Below are 25,038 nucleotides of genomic sequence, written 5' to 3' on the forward strand. Positions count from 1 at the left end.
ATATCTTTTCAAACATTCTCTTAAAAGGGCTTGCCTAAATCATCCTCGTCTAACCTGTCCGTAAGCATACTGAAACTTGATAGCTACCTTCTTCAGTCCGCTCATAGGCCAAAATTTGCCCTAGTGCATTCAAGTGCTGCCCTAAAACTAAAGCAAAGAACGCTGGGCAAATTAAAATCAAATGCACTTTTTTAGCCTTGTACTGGCGACGATACTGACGAATTAAATCCTTCGCATGAATAGCTAATGCAACGGCATCGCTATCTGATTGTAATGATTGCTGACCCACGCCCTGTTCTGGTTCTACGTAAACTAAAGCATTCAACTCAGTTAGGTTATTTTTATGAAAGTGACTGATGTCGTCCCAGGCTGTTGGAACGCTGATATTGATAGCGAAAATGAGGTTATCCCCCTCTATACCCTGTTCTCGAACAACTCTCAGTTTGGTCGTTGATGGCTCTGTTGTACTCTTACAAGTCATGGCTTTTCCGCCCGTAACTTGTTCAATCTCAAATTGATAACCTGCTACGGCAGGAAAGGTTACCCCAATCGCCAAAGTCATGGTGAGTGGGCGATTGCCATATAGTTTGATAGAGCGATTGGGGGAAGCTTCTATAAGCGTTTGTTGTGCTTGCTTGAGTTGAGGAAATAGCGTGTTGTCCCAGATGTCTGGACTAGGCACTTTACGTGTAGAGCGATCGCAATATTGTCGCCAATCTAGTTCTACCATAGGGTCAGGATTTGCTCGATGTTCATCCCACCCGTGTACTGCAAGGCCAAGAGTATGGGATGAGGCTATTGCCCCCGTTCCTGGAAAAACTGGTGCAACTGACACCGCCGTATGCGGCATTGGGGCTGCCCCAGGAAAAGCTGGCGCAGCAGTAGGCTTTGCCCGCTCTTGCAGCATAGTCAAGATTTTTTCTTTTGCAGCAGCCTCAGCAGAGCAGCCAACTAGATCTACATAGACGATTTGCCCCAAAATCCCATCAGGCTGACATTCTTGAACTCGGATAGGAATCAGCAATCGCTTTAGGGACTGTGGATCTTTGGCGAATGCAGTAGCCCATTCAGGGTGTGTGTATTCTGCCTGTAGGTAGTTATTAGATAAGACAGCGATAGTCCGCTGGCTATCTCGGGCTGCTTTCTGCATGTCTAGCACAAAATTACCACCTGGCCGAAAGTCCCAAGCTTGAATAATCACCGAATAACTGGCTTCTTCTAATGTCCAGGCAATCCATTCAGCCCAAGTACGGTCTTGAGAATTGTAACTTACAAAAAAATCTTTCATGTTTAGCCTCCTTGTCTCCTCACCCACTCTCTGACAGCCCGCCGCTGTGCCAAACGACCCCGATCGCGTTTTTCTCAATTAGCCTGGGCAATTCCTGTATCTTGAGAAGCAGAAACACTTTGCTTTGCTCGGCTTCCGCGTGTGAATTCTGCGGAAAATTCTAACTTAATCCTAATCTCAGTTCTGTTTTAGTGTATGCCTATTGCCAAATGGTTCGAGATCGCATACAAAAGCCGATGGGGGAGTATCGCCAGAAAAGTTTGAAAGTATTTGAAAGTATAAGATATCTATCCCTGCTGCTGTGGCGATGCGGCCAAACTCAAAAGGCGGTGAATAAACGAGATCTGTCCTGTCACATCCGTATTCTTTTACCTGTCCCGTGTCTAGCTCAGCCTTCCGCACTCATCTACACGCCTACAGCTTAGCCATCGAAGCGCTAGCGCGATCGCCCGTTGCCACAGACCGCGAAATTTTAGAAGCTCTGCTCAGCCGCGATCGCCTGCAAGCCCTGCTGAACAAAGGTACTCGGCCTGAGGTTGCCGATGTTTTGCAGCTCAATGCAAAAGATAGCCAGCTCAAAGCCCAGCAGGCCAAAATTCAAGCCTGCCCTCAGCTTGAAGACTGGCACACCTTATTTAGACCCCACGAAACCGCCTGGTGGTGGGCACTGCCGCCGGATGCTGCGGCTGAAAAATGGAGCCAGCGCGATCGCCTGTGGAATGTGCTCTCGCTGGTGTTTCTCACCCTCTCCGCTAGCCTAATTTTGAACACCGCTTCTCGCTTTTGGCGCGACGGGCTGGAAACCGCTGGCACCATTGCTGTGGTGACGCAAGCAGTGGTGACACTGATAGCCGGACGCGGCGCATTTACCGATTCTGGCCGCGAAGCCTGGGAACAATTTCTGCGCGATCGCGGTGTGCCAGCCTACCAGTGGCAGGAGTGGAGCTGCGCCGCTTCAGGGGCGGTGTTTGTCGGTGTGGCGGCCATTCACGGTTCGCTGCCCTGGGTGGCTATTGGGTACAACCACTGGGGCGTCGAACACTACAGGGCGGGTCGTCTCAGTAGTGCCCTCAATGACTACCAAACCGCGATCGCCCTACGCCCCGACTATGAAGCGGCTCATTACCACCTGGGGCTACTTTACGAAGACCTGCTACAAACCGAGGATGCGATCGCCCAATATCAGTTTGTGGTGCAGAGCAGCCCAGCGGAAGTTGATGACAAAGTGATTTGGCTGAAGGCGATTAACAATCTAGGCCGTCTTTATATTCTGCAAGCAGACCCTCAGGCCGCGATTTTGCCTTTGCTACGCGGAATTGAGCAAATCACCGCTGATGTCACCACTGACGCTGATCTAGCAGAGGTCAACTATACTCTGCTTAAGAACTTGGGCTGGGCCAGGTTAGAACAGAAACGCTATAGCGAAGCCCAGGATAGCTTAAATGACGCAATTGCCTTGGATACAGCGGTGTTGCAGCCATTGACGCAGACTCCTGGCGATCGCGCGGCGGCTCACTGCTTACTGGCTCAAGTTTTAGACGCCGCTCCCTACGCTTCAACTGCAGAAGCGGATACGGCTTGGGAGACTTGTTTTCGATTTGCTAACCCGGCTAATCCTGATGAAGATGCCTGGATTGGCCTGTACGAAACCCGTCAACCAGAACCCCAGGAAACTGAAGATGCAACGACTCCTTAAACGCGCTCTTTCTCTTTTGTTCATAGCGTTCACTTTGTTTGCATTCATCAACCTCAGCCAGCCAGCGATCGCCGCCACCCGTGCAGAAATTGTCGAAATTAAGGGGGGTAGCGTGGCTGTCAAGCGAGTGGGGCAAGACGCACCGCTCCCTGGCACGCCGGGTATGAGGCTAGAGTTTGGCGATATCGTTGAGCCGACGTCAGGAGCAAATTTCAGCGTGCGCTGTCAGTCAAATAGCAGTCCGCGTACCTTTTCTAACCGACGTTCGTTGAGGCAAATGTGTCCGTCTTTTCAGTCAGACACAGGTCCCTTGGATGAAATAAGAGACCTTTTAATCAAATAACGAACCGCAATGAGTGAGCGCTTTTTAGATTAATTTGCCTACGTTGATTGGCCTGTGGTGTTTCTAATCCGTAAGTCTAGATTGAACCTGACATTACTGCACCCGCTATTTATCTCCACCATACTGCTGGCTGTTTCGAGCCTGCTTCAATCGGCGATCGCGGCTGAGCCAGAAATTGTTGAGATTCAGGGCGGCAATGTGTTTGTGCAGCAAACCGGGCAGTCTGGCTATCGCATTGGTTTTCGTGGGCTAGAACTGCGCTCAGGTGATGTGGTGCTGCCAGGACCCAGAACGCGGGTGACAGTGCGCTGCCGTCCCCAGGCCAATCCTCGCCCTGTTCCCCGTCGCCTAGCGTTGAGCCAAATCTGTCCAGACCTTGTCCGCTCTACCGATTCCCGTAATGATGCAGATTTTCTCGCGCTGCTAGCGGGAGACTTTCCCTACGTAACCCAGCTTCTGCCTGAAACGTCAACGCTGCGCTGGCCTGCCCTCCCTGGAGAGACGGTTTACCAGGTGCAGCTTTTGGCGCTTGAACCCCTGCAGCCAGCCAGCGACGATCCCTTTGAGATTTTGCCGCCAGCACTGGTGGAAACCTTGCTGTGGGAAATGGAGACAACAGAAACCGCGATCGCCTATAGCGGCTCTGCCCTCAGCCCCAACGGCAGATATACCTTGCGCGTGAGCAGGGCTGAAACAATCTATGAGCTACCGCTACAGCCGTTAGCGGCGGCACCGCTAGCAAGGGTGCAAACCACCGTTGCTGATCTCAACGCCCAGACCGTCACCGAGATAGAACAGGCGTTGGCGCTGGGCTATCTCTATGAGGAGGTGGGGTTGTACTGGCAGGCGATCGCGGTGCTAGAACCGCTGAGCGATCGAGCCGAGCTGGGCGCTACCGAACACCAGCTTTTAGCCAATTGCTATTTGCGCACGGCAGCTTATCAGGCAGCGGCGCAGCACTATGAAACTGCGATCGCTTTAGCGGTTCAAACGGGCGATACGCTAACACAAGCAGCAGCTTATGTCGGACTGGCGAAAGCAGCCGCGGCAACCCAAGACCGGGGTTTGGCGGCGCAGTATTTGCGGCGATCGCTGGTGTACTATCGGCTGCTGCAAGATACAGAGTGGATTCGCACGATCGAGACCCAGTGGCTAACGGCGGTGGCCCCGCCCCTTAACGGGCAATAGTTTGTAATCTTCCCCTGATTTGCTTGAAGGCTTGCTTAAACTGGGTTTAGGTTTTTGGTTGCCGTAATCTGCTGCCAAGGTATCGCTGCTGCCACCCAGGTTCAAGCCACTCAAATAGCTGAAAGCCTTTGACAGCAAAGCTTTTCTTTTGCCCTCTGCCTTTAGCTATCGTGCCCGATTAGCCCCGACCAGCCTTGAGGAAAGCGCTTTATGACCGATTTATCGACACGCTTAGCGCTGGTGCTGTTTGCGCCGATCGCCCTGGGGGTTTCGCTTCTGCTTAAACCTGGATTGCCCCTGGCACTGCCCATTGCCCAAGCTCAAACGGCAGATCCTTTAGCAGAAGCCAACCGTTTGTTTCAGCAAGCCCAACAAGCAACGCAGGTGCAGGAAATTCAGACCGCCTTAGAGTTGTGGCGGCAGGCGCTAGCGCTATACCAGCAAGCAGGCGATCGCAATGGCGAGCTACAAACTCTGTATTGGCTAGGGCAAACCTACTTAAACATTGGTCAGTATCAGCAAGGGGCACGCTTTACCGCAGCCGCACTGGCTTTACCTGAATCAGCGCTAGATCTAGAGCTAGAAGTGATTTTGCTGATGTCGCTGGGCTTTGAATATAGCTATCTCAATCGCTTCGAAGCTGCTGTTGCCCAGTTTGAACAGCGGATTGCCGATGCCCAAACGGCAGGCGATCGCCGACGAGAAATGGGGCTTTGGCAGGCATTAGCCCATAGCTACTTTACCTACGGCAACCCTGAGCAGGCGATCGCAGCTATGCAACAACAACTGGCGATCGCAGATGAACTTGGAGACTGGCAAGCGCAAGCAGAGGCGCTGTCGGGGCTGTTTAGCTTTTATACCCCTTTCTTGCCCGCTGACCAGCGCCAAGCTTTTTCGCAACGGGCTAACAATCCGCCTGCTGCATTACTCCAAACCGCCCAGGCCAACTTTGCCAACCCAGAAGAGGTCTGGCCGCAGTGGATTGCCTGGTATCGAGCCATTGTTACTGAAGCGGCGCAACTAGTTGATCTCAGTGCCATTGAGTCACAACCCTCTGTTTGGCGACCCGATAGCGGGTTGGGGACAGAATCACTCAGTACTGTTTTAGGTGCGATTGACGAATTTCAGCAACAGGTGGGCGCCACCGGAAATGAGCCGATGTTTTTATATCAGGCTATGCCGCTCTATCTAGCTGCCAGTCGCTATGAAGAAGTGATTCAGGCGGGTGAGCAATTTTTAGCGGCGATCGCTGCCGATCCTGACTCCTCTTATGTTGCCAACGGCAGCCCCCTCACCCCTTTAGCCGCCGAAGCCTTTGGACTGCGTTTTTTGTCTGAAGCGCACTATGCCCTGGGCAATCAGGCTGAAGCTATCCAGTTTGCTCAGCAAGCCCGCGATCGCCTTAGTCAGCTTGGCGCTACCCTTCCCCCCAATCAGGTCGCTACCCTTCCTGGCTCTATTGAATTAACCCATCGCGCTTTTCAAGCCGCTCTCGTCGTAACCACCCGTTCGCAAACCCTGGCTCAGCTAGCAGCCGACCCAGCCAGAGAAGCCTATGCCCTTTATATGAAGGGAGTTGCTTATAGCGGGTTAGAAGATCACAGACAAGCGGCTGATGCTTACGAACGCGCCCTTAGCCTTGCCCAGGCAGTCGGAGACTTGCCGTTAGCCAATATGCTGTTAGGGCCGCTGGTCAATACTTATTTAACGCTCGGCCAGTACCCCGAAGCGTTGACGGCTGCCCGACAACTGCTCAGCGTCATTGATCAGTTAAATCAAAACAATGCCTGGGATGCGCAGGCTCAAGCCTCTACCTGTTTGGCTTGCTTGGGTACGGTGTACTTATCGCTGGGGCATTACCAGCAGGCTGAAGCGCTTTATCAACAGGCGATCGCCCAAAGTGGCGACAATCAACTGGTGCAATCTCAAGCGCTGGCGGCGCTGGCAGAGGTTTATCTCAAACAGCAACAGTATGAACAGGCGATCGCCACTTACCAAGCAGCTCTCAATTTGGCCTATAGCTATCCGCTGCCGCAGGCGCTAACCGGGCTGAGTAAAGCGTACCTGGCTCAAGCCCAACCGGATCGAGCGCTGGAGTTTGCCGAAGAAGCCCTGCTCAGCGCCCAGCGCACGAATAGCCAGTGGACGGTGGGCACTGTGCTGATTTATTTGGGCGATGCGCTACTGGCTCTCGATCGAGCTGACGAAGCCAGTCATGCCTACCAGCAAGCGCTGGCCATTGCCCAGGCCGTTTCAGCCAGAGAGCTAGAAGCCGATGCCCTGAGTAAACTGGGGCAGCTTTTGCTAACTCAGCAGCAGCCGGAACTGGCGATCGCCTTTTATAAACAGGCCGTTAATGGGCGCGAAGCCATTCGCCAGGAAGTTCAGCTACTCGACCCGGCGCTACAGCGTAGCTATACCGACGCGATCGCCCCTACCTACCGCGAACTGGCTGACCTGCTTTTGCAACAAGACCGCATCTTGGAAGCGCAGCAGGTGCTAGAGCTGCTGAAAGTGCAGGAAATTGACGACTATCTGCGTACTGTACGCGGCAACGCCACCACGGCTCAGGGGCTAGAAGCCTTGCCCCCCGAACAAGAGCTACTGGCGCTCTACAACGCTCAACTGGCAGAAGTGGTGCAGTTGGGTCGAGAACTAGAGGCGATCCAAAAAATTGAACCGGGCGATCGCACCCCCGCCCAAGAACAACGACGGCAGGAAATTGAAGCCGCTCAGCGTCAACTAACGCAAACATTTTTAGCCTTTATCCGCACGCCAGCGGTGGTTACTTTAGTAGACGAACTGCGGCGAGTAGAAGGGGGCGAAAACCTAGAGCCGCGCCTTTTGCGCAGTTTGCAAGACAATTTGCAACAGCTTGACCCAAAGGCGGTACTGCTCTATCCGCTGGTGCTAGACGATCGCTTGGAACTAATTCTGGTGACCCCCTATGCCCCCCCTATCCGTCGTCCGGTGCCTGTCAGCCGCAGTGAGCTAAACCGGGTGATTACTGAGTTTCGCAGCGCTTTAGAAAATCGTCAGGCCAGCGTCACCGACTCGGCGCAGCAGCTTTACGACTGGCTGATTCGCCCTTTAGAAACAGCGCTGCAAGCCGCCCAAGCCGAAACCATTATCTACGCCCCCGATAGCACTCTGCGCTACATTCCCTTAGCAGCGCTCTACGACGGCGATCGCTGGCTAGTGGAAAACTACCGCATTAACAACATTACAGCTCTTAGCCTGACGGATTTTAATACTCCCCCTCAAACCCCTAGCGTTTTAGCGGGGGCGTTTTCTCAGGGGAACTACCAGTTTCAGGTGGGCGATCGCACGTTTAGCTTTGCCGGGTTGCCCTATGCGGGGCGAGAGGTAGAAACGCTGGTGGCCACCGTGCCTGGGACGCAGTCGCTTTTTGACGATGACTTTAGCCGTCAGGCGGTAGAAAACCAGATGAGTGATTATTCCATTTTGCATCTGGCTACCCATGCGGCTTTTGTCACTGGCCAGCCAGACGAGTCGTTTATTGTCTTTGGCAATGGCGATCGCGCTACGTTTCGCGATGTAGAACTGTGGAATTTGAGCCATGCAGATTTGGTGGTGCTGAGTGCTTGCGAAACGGCGGTGGGGGGAAATGGCAGTGAGATTTTAGGCTTTGGCTATTTGATGCAGCAGGCGGGGGCAAGGGCGGCGATCGCCTCGCTGTGGCAGGTGAGCGATGGCGGCACGCAGGTATTAATGAATGCTTTTTACACAGCGCTTAGCAGGAGTGATTTGTCTAAGGCTGAAGCCTTGCAGCAGGCGCAGGTCGCGATGATTGCAGGGGATGAAGCTATGCTTGGTTTGCAACGGGCTGGCATTGATCTTCGCCTTCAGGATGGCAGTACGCCACAAGAAGCCTACGGCCAACTGAGTCATCCTTATTATTGGGCACCGTTTATTCTAATTGGCAATGGGCTTTAGGGCGATCGCAGTCACGCTAAACTGGGGCTATTCTGGCTGTTCTTAGGGTTTACCCATGTCTCTTGCCAAAGGTTTTGAGCGATCGCCCTAAACTGTAGAGGCGGGTTTGGTAGACCTTTAATCGCCATGACAGCGAAATCGCGCTCAAAACCCGCCCCTAGCCGCCAATTTATCTAGTCAATCAACACTTGCTTAGTGACGATGGCAAACCATTCGTTGGGGCGGCCTGTGGGCATGGGGTCGCTCCAGTCGTTGGGTTCGGCGTAGCCTTGTTTGTGCTGGATTTTGATCGTTAGGGTGACGGCTTCGAGGGTGCCGAAGATGAGATGACGAATGCGATCGCGGCGAGGACTAGTGCTATGGGAAACGGTGGACGCTTGGGCGTCCGGTTCAGCGGGAAATTGAAACATCGATTCGGTTCTCCTTTGGGTTTAAGTAGAGCCGCTGCCACTTCCCTTTTGAGGGGAGGCTGGCAGGGATCTGGAGGAAAACAGAATCGAAAACCCTAGCCTCCCCGGATGTGGGTGCCAATCGGGGCGACTAGGGCTTACCATAAGCTCAGTCTCCAGACTGCCGATTCCAGCTCTGGGGATTAGGTGCCTGTGGGTGGTGCTAACACCTTCAGGTACCGCTAAGGTTTTCGAGTTCTGCGGCAATTGGCTATCACGCATGACAGCTTAATGATTGAGCATAGGGGGTAAATGCCCTGGGGTCAACTGTGGGTTTTTAGCGATCGCATAGCTTCTACAGCGTACCGCTTTAAACCTGCTACCAGCTTGGGCGTCGATAGCCTATGAAAGCTACTGTTTTTTATTTTTGCCCAGCGATCGCCAGGGTTGAAATTTGTCTAGCGAAAATTTAGAAACCACGACTGCATTAATGCCTTTTTAGATTGCTCACCCTGGGTAATCCTTCAGCCTAAATGGCTATGGCTGAGTTTTTGTCATAAAGTGTTTTTTCCAGAAAAAACGGATGCCATTTTTTTAGATGAAAAGAAATTAACAGCAAAATTAACCTTTGCCAAAGACAACAGATTTTTTCCAACAAATGCTGATAAAAAATTCGAGTTTTAACAATTTATGAGTTTACCATGAGAGGCTGATGAGCCTAAGCTAAGTATTTGCTAAGAAGTTTTTTATAAAACTCTAAATCACCTTAAAGACTATAAATTTAGCAACAGATTTTAATACTTAAATTGCCGTAAGCGGCTGATTAAAATCTTCTTGTTTGCCTTCAGCCTTGTACTTGCAGCGATAGCTTTGACCACTTGCGATTTTTTCAGGCATACCAGATAAAACTCGATGTTTAGAATAAACCTGTAATCATTTGGCAGGAGTATTCTTATGACTGACAAAACTAATCCAGACGCTGTACCTGACGAGCAGCTAGAAGATGTCAGCGGCGGCACTAACTTCGACCAACTGCGTCGAGAAAATCTAGACAAAAGTGCAGTCGATTTTGACCAACTGCGTCGGGAAAACTTGGACAAAGACGCGGTTTCCGATGCTGATTTAGAAGGTATTTCTGGGGGCGTCAACTTTGACCAACTGCGTCGAGAAAACTTGGATAAAGGCGCGGTTGATTTTGACCAACTGCGTCAGGAAAACTTGGATAAAGACTAATTTTTAGTCGTCCACAAAATCATTCAAAAGCTATAGGCTCTCTGATTCAAGAGAGCCTATTTTTTCACAGTTTTGCTAAAGCACTCCCCCAATATCCGCTGGCAGCAAAGCTCTTTTTTTGCCTTTTGCCCTTACCCTTCTGCCTTAAGCTATCTATATTTAGGCAGAGAGATATTGCGAGAAAAACTTGCTGTAGAGTCTACAACTGATGGTAGCCATATTACCTTCAAGCTTAATTAGCCCAATGCTTTCTAGTCGATAAGCCGTCATTGGGGGTAGCTCTACAGAACCCTCAGACGCAATGACGGTTAACAAAGCTGACTGAAGATCTTGATAGGGATGAATGGCTGCTAGTAAGTGGCGTAGATGATCGCTGTAGATGCCTGATTGAGTATGGCCGTTGGCAATTAACTCATCAACATCTGCACTTTGCTGGCTGAGGTGATACAAAGCCAATCTCACTAAGCCAGGGCGACAGCTAATAACCTCAAGCAGAGGCATGAGTTTGTTAATGCCATTCACCCCTAAAAGATTTCGCAAGCCATGTCGTTCAACTAAGTCTTGAATTTGAGGAATAGAAAACTCTGGCAGAGGAATGGATAATCCGACATTAAAGGGAGATTGTTTAATTTGCAGCGGTACATAAATGTCGGTAGCGTGGGAAAGAATCCAGCGAACTTTGCGCCATTCCTCAATTTCTTTGGCATCTTCATACCACGATCGCAGCAGTGGCAAAAATTCAGCAGAAATTTGCGAGAACTGAAAAAGTTCGTTGACTTCGTCGAGGGCGATCGCAATCGGTTTTTGAATTTGCTTTAGCAAATATTCTTCTAAATAAAGGGTGCAGCTCACCTTACTGCCAATATCTGTATTCCAGTATTCGTCAAGCTTAGATTCAATTCCTAGCTGATAGCTGATATTGGCACAAAACCAGCGTAAAAAACGGTCTAAGTCTTGTAGCGTAGCTTGATCAACCCGGTGCAGACTCAGGGGAACGACTTCAATATCGTGGGTTTTGGCGTGGTGCAGAATCCGCCTGAGCAGTGAGGTTTTACCCATTTGGCGGGGGCCTTTGAGTCGGATGAGGCTGCCGGGTTTGAGCACCTCCGCAAAGGTTCTAGCTTCAATGGGAGGACGTTCAATATAGAGGCGAGAGTTGAGCGGCACCGGGCCATTGGGAAATTCCAGTGCAGCGCTTTCTACAGAAGCGTATTTTGTCGCCAAGTCAGACTGAACCGTCGTCCGTTGAGCTGCTGTAGCCGTTTGACTACGGGCATAACGGCTCAACACAGCCTTGACGTTACTTTTGGTCACCTTCTCTCGCAGGGCTTCTGACAGCAGTTGCCAAAGACGAAAGCCAATATCGCGGATGTAGCTGTGCTCGTAGTTGTACTCATCGGCAATTTCGGCATAGGTTTTGTCTTCCCAGACCTGGCAAAAGACCGTTTCTTGCAGGTTGCTAAGGGTAACCGGCAAGAGTTGGTCGAGCAAAGCTAGGGCATCTTGCGCGAACATCTCCCCTTCCTTTTCCTGTATAAAGCCATCGTAGAAGATTGAAAGCCGCCTACCGCTTGCCAAGTGTAGATTGCCAGCAATTTCCAACAAGGCCGCAGGGAGGCGGCTACGCTTTCGGGGACTGTAAGGAGGAGAGGCATTTTCGGACTGCTGAAATCTTGTTGCGGATGGCGGCTATTCACAGCGCGGTAGCGGTAGCCAGCAGCGGTGTCACCCTTCAATGGCTGCAAGCCGCTGATAGAAGCGCTTTGTTTTTGCCTTTAGCTGGATTAACAGGACGTTAGTTCTAAAAAACGCATGATTCAGGCCACTAGCTAAAGAGCTGTCTCAGCCAGCTTTTGAGGGCTTGAACGAGATTCCTTGGGCGCTTTTTCCACTGCTGTTGGAGGGTATCATACATCGCTTGCAAGGCTTGATAAAGCTGATAATTTTCAATGGCTGAGGCCGCTCGTTCGGCAAAAATTTCGGCAAGCCGCACTTCTTCTTCGTCGAATTTTCGGGGGGTTGAATGGAACGAGCAAATAGTACCCACCATTTCTCCGGTAGATAGTCTGAGCGGTACGCCTAAGTAAGAGCGATAGTCTTCTGGGGGTTCGCCGTATTCTTTGCAGGTGGCCGTATCTTCAACCACAAGGGGACACCCGTTTTGAAACACGTATCCGGTTACGGTCATGTGCAGGTTATACGTTTGGCTAGCCTTTTCGCCGATGTCGAAACTGCTGGCGAGAATGCGTTCTTCATTGCCTCGGCACAGCGTAACCACCGACCAATCAACCGTAATTAGTTCGCTGACTGCGATCGCAATTTGCTCTAAGTAAGGTTCTAGCTCTCCGCTGCGGTAGTTCAAAACCGCCAAAATTTCCACAATGCGCCGTTCTCGGTGGCGGCGTTCGCTTAGTTGCGAGGCTGCCAAAAACTGATAATCTAAATCGCTAAGGCTTTTGTCACGGCTCCATTCTTGGGCGGCGAACAAGTCGCGCGATCGCAGTAACTGGGTTTCATCCTGATAGTTTGACTTTACCCAAGCGCTGAGATTAACGGCGTAGGGACGCAGGCTAGCCAGTTGTTGCTGCACCCAGGTATGGCTGAAAATTTCGCTATAGATACGGTTGTGAACGCGCAAACAACCCAAGCGCTGCGTCACAATTCCGGAAAGCAACAAGGGAGAAAGTTCACTGAAGTTTTCCGCCTGCTGGTGGGTCGTCTCTTCATCGGAGAGCAAAATTCGCTGGTATTGGCTCAAGAGCTTGCTAACTTGGGTGGGGTCTTGCAGCAGATAGCGCTGCACCGTGCGTAGGTGCTCTGGCTCATCTTGAATCTGCCAGTGGTCAATAATGTGGGTGCGCACCAACCACTCAACCCAGTTGCCTTCTTCGCCGACGGCAATATCAAGCTTGTTGTTTTCGCTGGCGTTTCCTTCTTGCTGCACTAGGGCACAGAGTTTTTGAGTCAGAAACGGTTGGCCATCTGTCCATTCCAGAATGGCGGTAAGGATGCGGCGCGGTCTTTCTACATAGGCTTCTAAGCCAGGTAGCAGGGGAGCCGCTTCAGCACAGGTAAAGCCAGAAAGGGCGATCGCGGTTCCTACGTTAAACGGGGTTCGCTTGACATCGCTGATTAAGTCACCCGGAGAAGCCACCCCAAAAAGCGCCCAGGTTAAACGTCTGAAATTACCATTTTCAAACCGCTGGTTGTAGCAGTAGCGCACCAGGGCAAAGAAATCATCAACCGGAAACTTGAGGCTCTGCACACTGTCGATTTCGTCAATGAAGATAAAGATATTTTCGTTGGGAAACTGCTCTAGAATCAGCTCTTCGAGGAAGTTTCCCAACTTTTGCACAGGCGAAAGATTGCCCTGCTCCATCCACCAAAGGGATAAATCGATCTGACGGTACAGTCGCAGACTCCGCAACAAGTCAAAAGCGATGCCCTGATACCACTGATTTGCGGTGATGTTTTCACTGCCGATACGGGTCATATCCACTGAGGCGCAGTGCCCCTGACTGGCTCTATGGATGCGATGGCGCGTCCGCAGCCGCAAACTCGATTTACCCATCTGGCGACTGGTGAGGACGTAGCAGAGTTCTCCTCGCAGCAGCGCTTCGTAAAGGTGGTGATCAGACTGGCGTTCGATATAGGTGGGGTTGTCTACGGCAAGGCTGCCGCCAACCTGGTAGTCAAACATTGCAGGCCGCCATCCAGAAAACTAACTCAATCCTAAAGGAACTGCTCTGATATGGGTGATTAATATAGCGAAAGGCCGCGAAAGGCAGAAGGTTAAAGGCAGAAAGCAGATGAAAGGCTTTCTGTCAGAGGCTTTCGGTAGTTTTAGTGCCTCAACCCTAGGGGCTACAGCTATATGAGTAATTGAAGTTAAAGCGTTAGGCAAAGCAGCCGTCAAAATCAAAGCCATAAGACGCTTCTTGGCGATTTTACCCAGCCGCGATCGCCGCTGGTTAGCTCGTTCAATACAAAACCGCTAACCAGCCAGCCCCGCCAGCTGCTACTCCAGAAATCAAAAGACCCCAAAAAAGCCACCAAGCCGCGATCGCCATTTGCCGCCGCGCCGCTTCAGTTTGCGCCTGAATTTCTTGCTGCAATGCGATCGCCTGGTTTTGCAGTGTTTGCTGGGCGGCGCTCAGTTGTGTTACCAGTTGTTGCCGCGCGGCGTCTAAGGGGTTTGTGCCAGCCACCTCCGTATTGATCCACTGGTTCAGCCTTTGAGACAGCGCTGCCGTTCGTTGGCTTAGCTCCGCCGTCCAATCTTGGGCGTGTTGCTGTAGGCTTTGCCCAGTATCCGATAGCCAGGTTAAAATCTGCTGCTGTTCGTCGGGGTCAAGGTCAGGGCGCTGCGCCAAAGCCTGCTGCCAAAAAGACTGATCGAACTGTTGCCAATCGCTCAGTTCAGTCGGTAGCGTCTGAGCCATTGTCTGAAACAAATGGCTGAGGTCTTGGCCTATCTGGCTGGGGGTGAGTTTGGCCTGAGCCTGATAGCGCCAATAGTGAATCAGCTTTGCGGTTAATTGCTCCGTGGCCGTTTGGGTAGTATGGCTGACTCGTTTAGCCCAGCGGCGGGGGCGTTTCAGCGCTTGGTGGTAAATTTGAGGTAGCCAGCGTTCTAGCTGAGCCTTGAGCGTTTGCGGCAGATTTAGCTGCTTTAGTAAATCAGGTATATCTAGCTCAGCCCCTGCTGATAGCTGCTCGCTCAAGTGGTGCAGTATTTGGGCTTGAACGTCGGCTAGCGACATTGCCGACCAGTCCACGGTATTTAAGTAGTCGGCTAGCGGTTGGGTCAGGCTTTTAGCTTCAGCAAGGGCGGTTTCTGGTAGATCAGCTTGCCAACTTTGCCGTAGGGCGTCTGTCAGTTGGGTTTGCAAAGCCGCCGTCATCCCCTGGCGGCGGGCGATCGCCTGCTCAATTTCACCCCAATCTAGCGCATTGGCCGCTAGCGGTAGCGCTCCTGCAATCGTTGAAAGCTGAGGGTCGTCCAGCAGCGATCGCAGTTTTTCAGCGACCGCGGTGGCACTGAGCTTGTCTAAGTGGGTATAGCGAAAATAGGCTATTAGCTTGTCCTGTAACATCGCGATCGCCGTAGCGGCTTCAGCTTGCTGCTTTTGCACATGAGCTAGCAAGCGATCGCAACTGGTCTGCCAAACGCTGGTCAAACGGCTCTGCTGCGCCTGCGACAAATCGCGGTGTGATTCAAAAGCCTGGGTTAAAGGCGTACTGTCAAGCTCAGCCAGCAATTGGCTAACCTGTTCTAGCGGCAGTTGAGCCTGATCGACAAAATCTTGCAGCCAGCTACGCAAATCATCAGCGTCAAACTGATCGAGCGGCAGTTGGCGCAGTTGCTGGGTTAAGCGCTGCCGCCAGTCAGCAGCGGTAGCGGCTGCGGCCTGCATTTGCACGCTGGTTTGCACAGCGGTCTGAATAGCGGCCAGTTGGTCGGCAATTTTGCTCACTTTAGCGGCGCTTAGATCTGAGCGCTGCTGTAGCCAGTCAACAAAGTCGCTCCGCCCCAGCGTTTGCAACTGAGCCAAGACCTGGTGGGGGGCGGCCTCGCGATCGTATAGACGCTCTGCAAATTCTGTCTCTAATATCTCTGGCTGCAAAGACCAAGCAGGGGCTTGTGAGACATATTCTTCGGCATCGAGTCGGATAATACTAAACGCAGAGTCGGCTTCACTGCCTAACCTCTGGAAATTTTGCCACAGCGTTTCAATGTCCCAATCTGATAAATCCAGGCGATTGAGTGCCGCCCGCAGCAGTTGTCGCCAGTCGGGTAAATCTGCCAGTAAGCCAGCGCTCGACTCAGTTGGCGATGGCGGCGAAGATGGCAGATGATCGACAACGGTCGCCGCCGCCTCATCAGATAGCTCAATTTGCTCACGGATATCGCTGAGCAACTGCTGCCGCTGCTCGGCTAAAAGCTGCGGTAGCTGCTGCTGAATTTGCGGTATTTTCGCTACTTCAGCCGCGATCGCCTTAAGGGCTTCTGGTGAAGTTGAAGCCGTTTGAGCCGCAGAAGAGGGTTTCGCCTGCCCAATGGCACCCCAGAGCTGGCGTATGCCTCTAGCAGCTAGGCCAAAAACCGAGTTGGCTAAATTGAAAAGCGTGGTCGAACTCAACCAGGTAAGCAGCAGCAGGTAAGTGGCCCACAGCAAAACGCCAAAAATCGCCCCCAATCGCGGCTGGGTCATTTGACTCAGTTCCGCCGCTAGCAGGGCAGCCAAAAAAAGAACCGTCGTCAGGCTCAGCGTCACCCCCAAGCCTAGCCAATGGGTCACGGGTGGAGCGGCAGCCGTAGCCTCTTCTGACGGCGACTCTGATGCAGCCGACTCAGCCGCAGGTGTTGAGGGCGTCACCCACCCCCAAACGCTCAGCCCTAGCGCAATCCCTAGGTTTGTCAGCAGTAACTGAAAGGCAAAGGCCATAATCAGCCCTGCCATCAGGGAAAATAACGTCTGCATACCCACCCACCTGTTCAGTCTCACTGTAGACAGCGAGAAAAAGCCTGTCCTCCCACAAAAGATACAAATTGTTCAACCGGAAACAAATTGGAGGACAGCAGAAAAGCTTTGCGGTCAAAAGCGATTAGTGGCTTAACGCTGGTGGCGACAGCGATACTTGCTCACGTTGAGCCGTCAGCTTAACGGGGACTAATACCGATTCTTCAAAAGAAAGGTACAGATGAAAACGACGAAACGGATGTAGAGGCAAGACTGTTCAATTCAAAATCAAAAATCCAAAATCGAGAATTGATATAATGCGGCTGGCTTAAAGGAAAGGGCTGGCTTAGCACTAATTTATAGAGCCAGAAAAGCTGTTGGTTACTGCAACCGCTGCTTTAGCCAGAAATCTAGAAAAGGCAAAGCAATCCGGTAGCCAAACTGAGGCCCATAAATCAGTCCCTTTTGCTCCAAACTGTTGAGGGCACCTTGCAAGCCCCCGCCGCGAGAAAGCTGGTGTTTTTTAATGTAGGCGCTGGCCTGAGGGCTGGGGGTGGGGTCAAGGGCTAAACTTTCTAAAACGCGGCTTTGAGTCGGCGGCAGCAGCAGCAGCAACGCTTCAAAAGTAACCCCCATATCCTGCACCAGCGATAGCATGCTGCCATGAACTTGATGAGCTTGAATCAGCCCAGGTGGCTTGAGGTTACTAATAGCTAAACAGTCGAGCCAAATCCGCTGAGCCAGGGTAACGGCATCTTTAACATGACCTTGCACATAGCTCAAAAACAAATCCAGCGCTGGGCTATCTGGCTCAAACTTAAAACCAGCCGTGGCCATGCTACTGCTAATCCAGGGGCGCAACTCTTCATCTGGCAAAGGGGCTAAGTGGATAATCGGTAATTGACTGGCCCACATCCAGGGTTCGGCCACTGTGGCCACCAGCGCATAGCTCACCCGACTTTGTTGCTGAATCTCGTGACGTAGGTGGCTTTCCCATTTGCCCTGCCGATCCCAAGAGCGGATATGGAGAAAGTTGTGAAAGACAATAACAACCTGACAGTCGAGCCATTCTGCCAAGTATTGGGGCAAAGACAGCAGCCCTACAAACAACGGCCACTCTTTTCCGGTTGCGGCTGGCCACACCAACCGCGCTGGCGAAGACAGGGTTTCGTCTAAGGTGAGGGGTTGGTTGACGCTCCACTGCTGAATTTTAGCTAGCTCGTCTGGCTCCGCAAATAGGGTTGTCAGACCGTCGGCTAAGGTGCGGATGAACTGGCTGGCGTTGTGGCACCGCAGAAAATCGATTTCTAGGCAACGCGAGCTAACCTGCTTAGCCGCACTGCGGATTAAGCTGCGCCGTCCGCTCCCCGGCACCCCAGTAATGACAAAATCACTATCTGCCTGCAAAAGCGTGCAAATCTTGGCTAGCTCAGCTTCGCGGCAAATTAACGACTGAGGAATGAAGGGATTGGCCATCGCTTACAAAGTTTCGCACTATTTTTTAGTGCTATAAATGGGTGTTAAATACTTTTGCATAGTAACACTCTGTTTCTTGAGGGAATGAGCGTCTGTGGTTTCTAACACACACACTGGTGTCAACACCTTGGCTAGCCCGTCCGATCAGTCATGGCATACCCTGAGTCGGCAACAGGCGATGGATCTGCTGCAAAGTGGTCCAGACGGGTTATCTGACGAGGAGGTGAAGCAGCGCTTGCAGCACTATGGAACAAACGAACTGCAAGAAGGGGCTAGCCGCAGCCCCTGGGAAATTTTGTGGGATCAGTTCAAAAACATCATGCTGCTGATGTTGATTGTGGTGGCTTTGGTATCGCTGGGGCTGGATCTTCAGCAGGGCGGATTTCCTAAAGATGCGATCGCCATTTTTGCCATTGTCATTCTCAACGGTTTGCTGGGCTATCTGCAAGAAAGCCGCGCCGAAAAAGCGCTAGCGGCGCTCAAAGGTATGACGACGCCCAAAGTTCAGGTCGTTCGTCAGGGACAGGCGCAAGCGGTAGAGGCCAAGTCTCTGGTGCCCGGTGATCTGGTGCTGCTAGAAGCAGGCGTTCAGGTTCCGGCGGATGGACGGTTGCTAGAAGCTGCCAACCTTCAGATTCGCGAAGCGGCCTTGACCGGGGAGGCAGAAGCCATCGTTAAGCAAGCGGATACAACGCTGGCGGTGGAAGCGGCTTTAGGCGATCGCATCAATCTGGTGTTTCAAGGAACGGAGGTGTTGCAAGGTCGGGGTAGCGTTTTGATTACCCAAACCGGAATGCAGACCGAACTGGGGCGCATTGCTAGCTTGATTCAATCAGTCGAGACCGAACCGACGCCTTTACAGCAGCGCATGGCGCAGTTGGGTAATGTGCTGGTGTCGGGTTCTTTGGTGCTGGTGGGACTCGTCGTTGCCCTGGGGCTGTGGCGGACGGGCGATCTCAGTCTCTTTGACGAGCTGCTAGAAGTTTCTCTCAGTATGGCGGTTGCGGTGGTTCCTGAAGGCTTACCCGCCGTCATTACCGTGACGTTGGCTTTAGGCACCCAGCGCATGGTGCGCCGCCATGCTTTGATTCGTAAGCTGCCTGCCGTAGAGACGCTGGGTTCTGTCACCACAATTTGTTCGGACAAAACGGGCACCTTGACCCAAAACAAAATGGTTGTGCAAACGGTGCAAACCCTGGATGCCCATTATCAGGTGACCGGAGAAGGGTATGCGCCTTTAGGAAATCTCTTAGAAAACGGACAGCCCCTATCCCCTGAAACGGCTCCGACGCTCACGGCGTTGTTACTGGCCTGTGCCCTTTGCAACGATGCCAAGCTTAACCACGAAGGGAGTTTGTGGACAGTGTTAGGCGATCCGACTGAAGGGGCGCTACTGGCGCTGGCTGGCAAAGGTGGCTTTACGGCAGATCGGCTGCGTCAGTGCGATCGCTTGGCCGAAATTCCCTTTACCTCAGAGCGCAAACGGATGAGTGTCGTCGTTCAGATGGAAACAGCCGACTGGCTGCCGTCTTTGCCCACGCGCTTAGTGCTGCTGACTAAAGGCTCACCTGAACTGGTTTTAGAGCGGTGTCAGGCGGTGCAAAGAAAGACAGGCATAGAACCGCTTAATCCGGCCTGGGTAGAAACAATACTGGCTCAAAACAACGCCCTGGCCGCTGCCGGATTGCGGGTACTGGGTTTGGCCATGAAACCGTTGCCAACCTTTACGGCTGAAAACTTAGAAGCTGCCGAGCAAGATTTGGTTTGGCTGGGTTTAGTGGGTATGCTAGATGCCCCTAGACCGGAGGTACTGCCTGCGGTCATGGCCTGTCGCCAAGCTGGTATTCGTCCGGTGATGATTACAGGCGATCATCCCTTAACTGCCCTGGCGATCGCTGAAAAACTGGGTATTTCCCAACCCGGCGACACCCTGCTCAGCGGTCGCGACCTCAACCACTACACCCCCGCCGACCTAGCCAAAGCCGTCAACCACGTCAGCGTCTATGCCCGTGTAGCGCCAGAACACAAACTCCGCATTGTGCAAGCTCTGCAAAAACAAGGCGCATTCGTCGCCATGACGGGCGATGGCGTCAACGATGCCCCCGCCTTAAAACAAGCCGACATCGGCATTGCGATGGGCATCACGGGGACAGACGTCAGCAAAGAAGCCAGCGACATGGTGTTGTTAGACGACAATTTCACCACCATTGTGGCTGCGACCGAAGAAGGTCGAGTCGTATACGACAATATTCGCCGCTTTATCAAATACATTTTGGGCAGCAATATTGGCGAAGTTTTGACAATCGCCGCCGCGCCGCTGATGGGGTTAGGAGGCGTCCCGCTATCACCGCTGCAAATTCTCTGGATGAATCTGGTTACTGATGGCGTCCCCGCTTTGGCTTTGGCGATGGAACCTGCCGAACCCAACGTCATGCAGCGCCCGCCCCACGACCCCAGAGAAAGTATTTTTGCCCGAGGGCTAGGTGCTTATATGGTGCGGGTGGGGCTGTTGCTGGCAATTTTAACCATTGGCCTGATGAGCTGGGCTTATCAGCATACCCACGCGGCAGGTTACAGCGGCGACGAGAACACCTGGAAAACGATGGTGTTTACAACCTTGTGTTTAGCTCAGATGGGGCATGCCCTGGCTGCCCGCTCGGATACTCGCCTGACGGTGCAGCTCAATCCTTTTTCTAATCTCTATATCTGGGGGGCTGTGTTGCTGACCACGGGCTTGCAGGTGTTGTTGATTTATGTGCCTGTGTTTCAGCAGTTTTTTGGTCTGTATGCCTTGTCGGGGCTAGAGCTGGCAATTTGTTTTGGCTTTAGTGCCTTGCTTTTTGTTTGGTTAGAAGTTGAAAAGCTGTTTATTGGCTGGTTTTTCAAAGCCAAGCCGCCAGCGATCGCCTCAGCTAGCCAAGGCCGTTTGTCCAAACCAGATTGATGTTGGTAAAAACCTACGCAAGTGTTGACTTTTTATGCCCTCTCAGCCCTCTCGATCTAAGTTTTCTCAAGAAATTAAAGCCTTGCTAGCGCGGTTGGCTGATCAACCGTTGACGCTAGCAGATGTGTTGAGCGAAACTGCCGAACGGGGGTTTAGCCTGGTGATTGGTTTGCTGGTTTTGCCCTTTCTGCTGCCAATGCCACCGGGTTTAACCACTATTTTGGGTTCAGCCTGTCTGCTGCTGTCTTTGCAAATGGCGCTGGGACGGCGATCGCCTTGGTTACCTCAGCGAGTCGCTCAATTCCAGTTTCCGCCAAAGCTAGCCCAGCAAACGCTCAATCACCTGGGGCGACTGACGCGCTTAACAGAGCGCTTTGTCTACAGGCGCTTTGCCAAGCTCACCCAGCAGGCTTATATCTGGCAAATTAACGGCGTCTGTATTAGTTGGCTCACCGTGTTGCTGATGAGTCCTATCCCCATGACCAACCCCCTGCCCACGGTAGGCATTCTTATTTTTGTCGTTGCCACGCTAGAAGCAGATGGCTTGATGATGTGTGTGGGCTACGCCATGACCGGATTGATCACCAGCTTATTTGGCGGGTTAATCTACGGTCTATGGCGATCGCCCGAACTAATTCAGCGCTGGTGGCCTTTAAGCCCGTGACGGCTCAACTAGGATGGCAAACGGGGCGTTTTCTGGTAAAGGATCAGCCATCCCCCTGCAGCCACCACCAGCAAAGCGAAGCTAGCACTGGGTTCAGGAATGGTTTCACCCGCCAGCCGGGGGGTGCTAGCCGGGGGTTGCCGAAAACCTGTGCCCTGCTCAAACGCATAGGTTAGCTTCAGCAGCGTTGGTTCGTCATAGGCTCGTCCCAAAAACTCTAACCCCACTGGCAAGCCCTCAGCCGTAAACCCAGCCGGGACGGTAATTGCTGGAAACCCGGAAAACGGACTGAGGCGATTACCCGCTCCTGAAGCCAACCCTTGACCCAAAATATTGGGGGGGCTAGCTACGCTGGGGTAAATCAGCGCATCTAAGCCGGTGAGGGCGGTCAGCAATGCAGATTGAGTTAAAGCAGGCCGCTCAGTAATAATCTGCAAATAGTCGGGATCGGTTTCGGGTGCAGGTCGATTGTTACGAGAGATATAGGCACCTGCAAAGTCTTCTAAGAAAAGACCGCTCTCGATAATATCTTCTAAGGTTCTCACCCCCGAAGGCGGGGTCGGTCTGGCCGCTAGATAGTTGTTGAGATCTCGCTTAAACTCAAACGAACTCAGACTGGGAAAAGAGAGAATTTCTGCCAGGTTAGGGATAGTCACTTCTTCGACGTCTGCACCTAAGGCCACTAAAGCGGCGATCGCTTCGTTAATCACCGCCGTTGTCTTAGCGCTTTCAGGATTAGAGTCTAAGCCAAATAGCTCCCGGACAACGCCAATTTTGGCTCCTTGCAAGCCGTTAGCATCCAAAAAAGCCGTATAGTCTGCGGGAATTTGACCGATACTGCCTGCCGTCGCCGGATCATCGGGATCAAAGCCCACTGTGGCATTGAGAGCTAAAGCCGCGTCTTTAACCGTGCGCGTCATTGGCCCACCGACATCCTGCGTCAGCGCCAGCGGCACAATTCCAGAACGGCTAGACAAGCCAATCGTAGGTCGTACGCCCACTAAGCTATTAAAAGAGGAGGGCACCCGAATAGATCCGCCAGTATCGGTGCCAAACCCCAAGACGCCAAAATTAGCCGCGATCGCTGCCCCCGTACCGCCGCTAGAACCCCCCGCATTGCGAATCGTATCGTAGGGATTGACGGTTGTGCCCCCCAGCGAACTGGTACTGGTAAACGAAAAGGCAAATTCAGACAGGTTCGCTTTAGCCAAAATCAGCGCCCCCGCCTGCCGCAGGCGAGCCACCTGAAAAGCATCTTCCCCGGTAAAGAAACCTTCTAGCGCCAACGCCCCTGCCGTCGTTGGCATATCCACGGTGTCATAGTTGTCTTTTAGCACCACGGGGACACAGTGCAAATCGCCCACAGGCCCAGCGGCGGCATAAGCCGCATCTAGCTCAGCCGCAAGGCTGAGGGCATTGGGATTGGTGGTGATAATGGCATTAAGGGCAGGGCCTTGATCGTCATAGGCGTCAATTCGGTTCAAATACAGTTGAGTAATCTCTGTACAGGTGACCGCCCCAGAACTCAACCCCGCCTGAATGCTGTCAACCGTCGCTTCTTGCAGGTTAAAGCTAGCAGCGAGGGCAGCGTCAGCCAGACACAGCAAAGCAGCCACAGGTACAGAAGTCCAATAAGCAACCGTTTGAGCAAACTTGAGCATAATCGACGAGAAACCCCAGAAAGTGAATAAATCAGCCGTTTTTGGCCTGCCATCACTGGCACACCTCAGCAATCTACTGAGCCTTTCGGTATAAACACTGTATCGGCTGCTACTCCGCTAGGGGGATGTGAGGGGTTGATGAAGCATCTCTACCCCAAGACATAGGCACAGCCGCGATCGCCTGCTAGTAGCTCAGCCGTTGTTTTTAGTTAAAAGCCGTGTGTCTGATGCAGCGTCCTAAAGCTCTGCCGTAGGGCGTTTCTTCAACTGCAAATTCCAAATTGCTAGCCAGGGGGCGCACCGTCAAAACCTGCCCCGTTGCCGTATAGCCCACCCAGACCCCTGCTGCCGCCGTTGCTGGCTGTACCTGCACAGTTTCTACCAGCGTTTCGTAAGTAGCGTCGCCAAAGATCTTAACTGCAAAGGCGGCAGCAGCCATATCCAGCGTTTCAACCTGGTAAGATCGCTCGGCTCCGGCGGCTTCACACTGCCAAATAATGGCTTCATCAGATGGCATCGCAGTCATAGAGGCAAAGAGAAAACTTGTCAGCAGCAACAGAAAAACCATTTCTAGTCTGAAAATGGATGGGATATGCCAGAACCAGGGCAATCAGCACTCAGACAAAGTTTAAAGGTGGCAAAGGGGAAACCGCGATCGCTACTTTAGAAAAGTATAGCTAAGGCAGCAGGCAGAATGAATGCTTTTCCAGGAGCGGCTTGCAGCCGTTGAGGGTTTTCACCCTAGCGCTACAGCTATCATCCCCGACTTTAGCAAGTAACGAGAAACAGCCCATGACCCAATTATCTGCTATAGCCAAAACCGCCGGGGCGATCGCCTGGGTCTGCTTAATAGGGGGAGTCGGCTGTCGCAAACCGCCAGGGTCTGAGCAACTGACGATGGCCATTAATCAAGACGTCCTGACCCACTTGCGATCCCCTGAGCGTTTGTTGTCGTCAACACAGGTGACCCTTGGCGCTGTCGATAGCCCAGAGAATCGTTTATGGTCGCTGCTGCAACAGGCAGAAACGCACTACTTTGTGCTGATACGGCATGCCTTTGCTCCGGGCACAGGCGACCCAGCTAACTTTCAGTTGAATGACTGTTCTACCCAGCGCAATCTCTCAGCGGTAGGACAAGCCCAAGCGAGGCGCACAGGAGCAGCCTTTAAGCAGCGAAATATTGCTGTACGTCAGGTGCTATCGAGCCAGTGGTGTCGGTGTTTAGAAACGGCTGAGCTAATGGAGATAGGAACGGTTCAACCCTTTGCCCCGTTAAACTCTTTCTTTGGCGATCGCCGCCCTCAAGGCCCGCAGCAAACAGCCCAAATACGCGCTTTTATGCGCGAACAGACAGCCAACGCGGGTGTGACGGTGATGGTCACCCATGCGGTCAACATCACCGCTTTGAGTGGGGCTAGCGTTGCTTCAGGTGAAATGGTCGTTATCCAAGTTGATCGCCAAAATCAGCTTGAGGTTTTAGGCCAGATTGAAGCGCTGTAATATCAATTTTCGATTTTGGATTTTGGATTTTGGATTGAACAGTCTTGGCTCTGCAGACGTTTCGTCAGTCGATTGAAGCGCTGTAATATTAATTTTCGATTTTTGATTTTCGATTTTGGATTGAATAGTCTTGGCTCTGCAGACGTTAGACGTTTCGTCAGTCGATTGAAGCGCTGTAATATCAATTTTTGATTTTTGATTTTCGATTTTGGATTGAACAGTCTTGGCTCTGCAG

General features: G+C 52.3%; 16 protein-coding genes. 8 read left to right on the forward strand and 8 right to left on the reverse strand.

What is annotated here, in order from left to right; genetic code table 11:
* Positions 1 to 49: 49 nt before the first annotated feature.
* Entirely contained in the window at positions 50 to 1,288 is a 1,239-nt protein-coding gene (locus ACTS3T_RS05595; RefSeq protein WP_462934843.1) for a TIR domain-containing protein, read from the reverse strand.
* Between the two features lie 379 nt (positions 1,289 to 1,667).
* On the opposite strand from ACTS3T_RS05595, the gene ACTS3T_RS05600 reads away from it, so the two are divergent.
* From ACTS3T_RS05600 to ACTS3T_RS05615, 4 genes are all read left to right on the forward strand, one after another.
* Positions 1,668 to 2,984 (forward strand): tetratricopeptide repeat protein, encoded by a 1,317-nt coding sequence (locus ACTS3T_RS05600; protein ID WP_377963609.1) that lies wholly within the window; start codon positions 1,668 to 1,670, stop codon positions 2,982 to 2,984.
* A gap of 34 nt (positions 2,985 to 3,018) precedes the next feature.
* Positions 3,019 to 3,327, forward strand: a complete 309-nt coding sequence (locus tag ACTS3T_RS05605; RefSeq protein ID WP_377963607.1) for a hypothetical protein — start codon at positions 3,019 to 3,021, stop codon at positions 3,325 to 3,327.
* Between the two features lie 54 nt (positions 3,328 to 3,381).
* Entirely contained in the window at positions 3,382 to 4,515 is a 1,134-nt protein-coding gene (locus ACTS3T_RS05610) for a hypothetical protein (protein ID WP_462934844.1), read from the forward strand.
* A 210-nt stretch (positions 4,516 to 4,725) separates the two neighbouring features.
* A complete protein-coding gene (locus tag ACTS3T_RS05615; RefSeq protein WP_377963603.1) occupies positions 4,726 to 8,472 on the forward strand; it encodes a CHAT domain-containing protein in 3,747 nt (1,248 codons plus the stop codon).
* A gap of 173 nt (positions 8,473 to 8,645) precedes the next feature.
* Here ACTS3T_RS05615 and ACTS3T_RS05620 read toward each other — a convergent pair whose 3' ends face one another.
* Positions 8,646 to 8,882, reverse strand: a complete 237-nt coding sequence (locus tag ACTS3T_RS05620) for a hypothetical protein (protein ID WP_462934845.1) — start codon at positions 8,880 to 8,882, stop codon at positions 8,646 to 8,648.
* Between the two features lie 933 nt (positions 8,883 to 9,815).
* On the opposite strand from ACTS3T_RS05620, the gene ACTS3T_RS05625 reads away from it, so the two are divergent.
* The gene (locus ACTS3T_RS05625; RefSeq protein WP_377963595.1) at positions 9,816 to 10,094 is read left to right on the forward strand and encodes a hypothetical protein; all 279 of its coding nucleotides are present in this window, start codon (positions 9,816 to 9,818) and stop codon (positions 10,092 to 10,094) included.
* Between the two features lie 159 nt (positions 10,095 to 10,253).
* Here the strand turns inward: ACTS3T_RS05625 and ACTS3T_RS05630 are convergent, their stop codons facing one another.
* From ACTS3T_RS05630 to ACTS3T_RS05645, 4 genes are all read right to left on the reverse strand, one after another.
* Positions 10,254 to 11,609 (reverse strand): AAA-like domain-containing protein, encoded by a 1,356-nt coding sequence (locus tag ACTS3T_RS05630; RefSeq protein ID WP_377963593.1) that lies wholly within the window; start codon positions 11,607 to 11,609, stop codon positions 10,254 to 10,256.
* Positions 11,610 to 11,919: 310 nt separating this feature from the next.
* Positions 11,920 to 13,794: an AAA-like domain-containing protein gene (locus ACTS3T_RS05635; protein ID WP_377963591.1), complete on the reverse strand. Its 1,875-nt coding sequence runs from the start codon at positions 13,792 to 13,794 to the stop codon at positions 11,920 to 11,922.
* Between the two features lie 280 nt (positions 13,795 to 14,074).
* Positions 14,075 to 16,579, reverse strand: coding sequence for a hypothetical protein (locus ACTS3T_RS05640; RefSeq protein ID WP_377963590.1), 2,505 nt, complete (start codon positions 16,577 to 16,579; stop codon positions 14,075 to 14,077).
* A gap of 360 nt (positions 16,580 to 16,939) precedes the next feature.
* The gene (locus ACTS3T_RS05645) at positions 16,940 to 18,034 is read right to left on the reverse strand and encodes an ATP-binding protein (RefSeq protein ID WP_377963588.1); all 1,095 of its coding nucleotides are present in this window, start codon (positions 18,032 to 18,034) and stop codon (positions 16,940 to 16,942) included.
* 94 nt (positions 18,035 to 18,128) lie between these two features.
* Here ACTS3T_RS05645 and ACTS3T_RS05650 point away from each other — a divergent pair, with 94 nt between their 5' ends.
* Together ACTS3T_RS05650 and ACTS3T_RS05655 are read left to right on the forward strand one after the other, a co-directional pair.
* On the forward strand, positions 18,129 to 20,978 hold the full coding sequence (locus ACTS3T_RS05650; protein WP_462934846.1) for a cation-translocating P-type ATPase: 2,850 nt from the start codon (positions 18,129 to 18,131) through the stop codon (positions 20,976 to 20,978).
* A gap of 34 nt (positions 20,979 to 21,012) precedes the next feature.
* Positions 21,013 to 21,642, forward strand: coding sequence for an exopolysaccharide biosynthesis protein (locus ACTS3T_RS05655; protein ID WP_377963582.1), 630 nt, complete (start codon positions 21,013 to 21,015; stop codon positions 21,640 to 21,642).
* A gap of 8 nt (positions 21,643 to 21,650) precedes the next feature.
* Here ACTS3T_RS05655 and ACTS3T_RS05660 read toward each other — a convergent pair whose 3' ends face one another.
* Both ACTS3T_RS05660 and ACTS3T_RS05665 read right to left on the reverse strand, forming a co-directional pair.
* Positions 21,651 to 23,303 (reverse strand): amidase family protein, encoded by a 1,653-nt coding sequence (locus ACTS3T_RS05660; RefSeq protein WP_377963580.1) that lies wholly within the window; start codon positions 23,301 to 23,303, stop codon positions 21,651 to 21,653.
* Between the two features lie 205 nt (positions 23,304 to 23,508).
* Positions 23,509 to 23,829, reverse strand: a complete 321-nt coding sequence (locus ACTS3T_RS05665) for a hypothetical protein (RefSeq protein ID WP_377963578.1) — start codon at positions 23,827 to 23,829, stop codon at positions 23,509 to 23,511.
* Between the two features lie 266 nt (positions 23,830 to 24,095).
* On the opposite strand from ACTS3T_RS05665, the gene ACTS3T_RS05670 reads away from it, so the two are divergent.
* Positions 24,096 to 24,803, forward strand: a complete 708-nt coding sequence (locus ACTS3T_RS05670; protein WP_377963576.1) for a histidine phosphatase family protein — start codon at positions 24,096 to 24,098, stop codon at positions 24,801 to 24,803.
* Positions 24,804 to 25,038 lie beyond the last annotated feature (235 nt).

The organism is Almyronema sp. (genome assembly GCF_052168255.1).
Classification (GTDB): domain Bacteria; phylum Cyanobacteriota; class Cyanobacteriia; order Phormidesmidales; family Phormidesmidaceae; genus Sphaerothrix; species Sphaerothrix epifaneia.

Coding starts and splice junctions, on each gene's coding strand:
- ACTS3T_RS05655 (WP_377963582.1), top strand. CDS start 21,013: ATGCCCTCTCAGCCCTCTCGATCTAAGTTTTCTCAAGAAATTAAAGCC.
- ACTS3T_RS05665 (WP_377963578.1), bottom strand. CDS start 23,829: ATGACTGCGATGCCATCTGATGAAGCCATTATTTGGCAGTGTGAAGCC.
- ACTS3T_RS05625 (WP_377963595.1), top strand. CDS start 9,816: ATGACTGACAAAACTAATCCAGACGCTGTACCTGACGAGCAGCTAGAA.
- ACTS3T_RS05635 (WP_377963591.1), bottom strand. CDS start 13,794: ATGTTTGACTACCAGGTTGGCGGCAGCCTTGCCGTAGACAACCCCACC.
- ACTS3T_RS05595 (WP_462934843.1), bottom strand. CDS start 1,288: ATGAAAGATTTTTTTGTAAGTTACAATTCTCAAGACCGTACTTGGGCT.
- ACTS3T_RS05640 (WP_377963590.1), bottom strand. CDS start 16,579: ATGCAGACGTTATTTTCCCTGATGGCAGGGCTGATTATGGCCTTTGCC.
- ACTS3T_RS05630 (WP_377963593.1), bottom strand. CDS start 11,609: ATGTTCGCGCAAGATGCCCTAGCTTTGCTCGACCAACTCTTGCCGGTT.
- ACTS3T_RS05670 (WP_377963576.1), top strand. CDS start 24,096: ATGACCCAATTATCTGCTATAGCCAAAACCGCCGGGGCGATCGCCTGG.
- ACTS3T_RS05660 (WP_377963580.1), bottom strand. CDS start 23,303: ATGCTCAAGTTTGCTCAAACGGTTGCTTATTGGACTTCTGTACCTGTG.
- ACTS3T_RS05620 (WP_462934845.1), bottom strand. CDS start 8,882: ATGTTTCAATTTCCCGCTGAACCGGACGCCCAAGCGTCCACCGTTTCC.
- ACTS3T_RS05645 (WP_377963588.1), bottom strand. CDS start 18,034: ATGGCCAATCCCTTCATTCCTCAGTCGTTAATTTGCCGCGAAGCTGAG.
- ACTS3T_RS05615 (WP_377963603.1), top strand. CDS start 4,726: ATGACCGATTTATCGACACGCTTAGCGCTGGTGCTGTTTGCGCCGATC.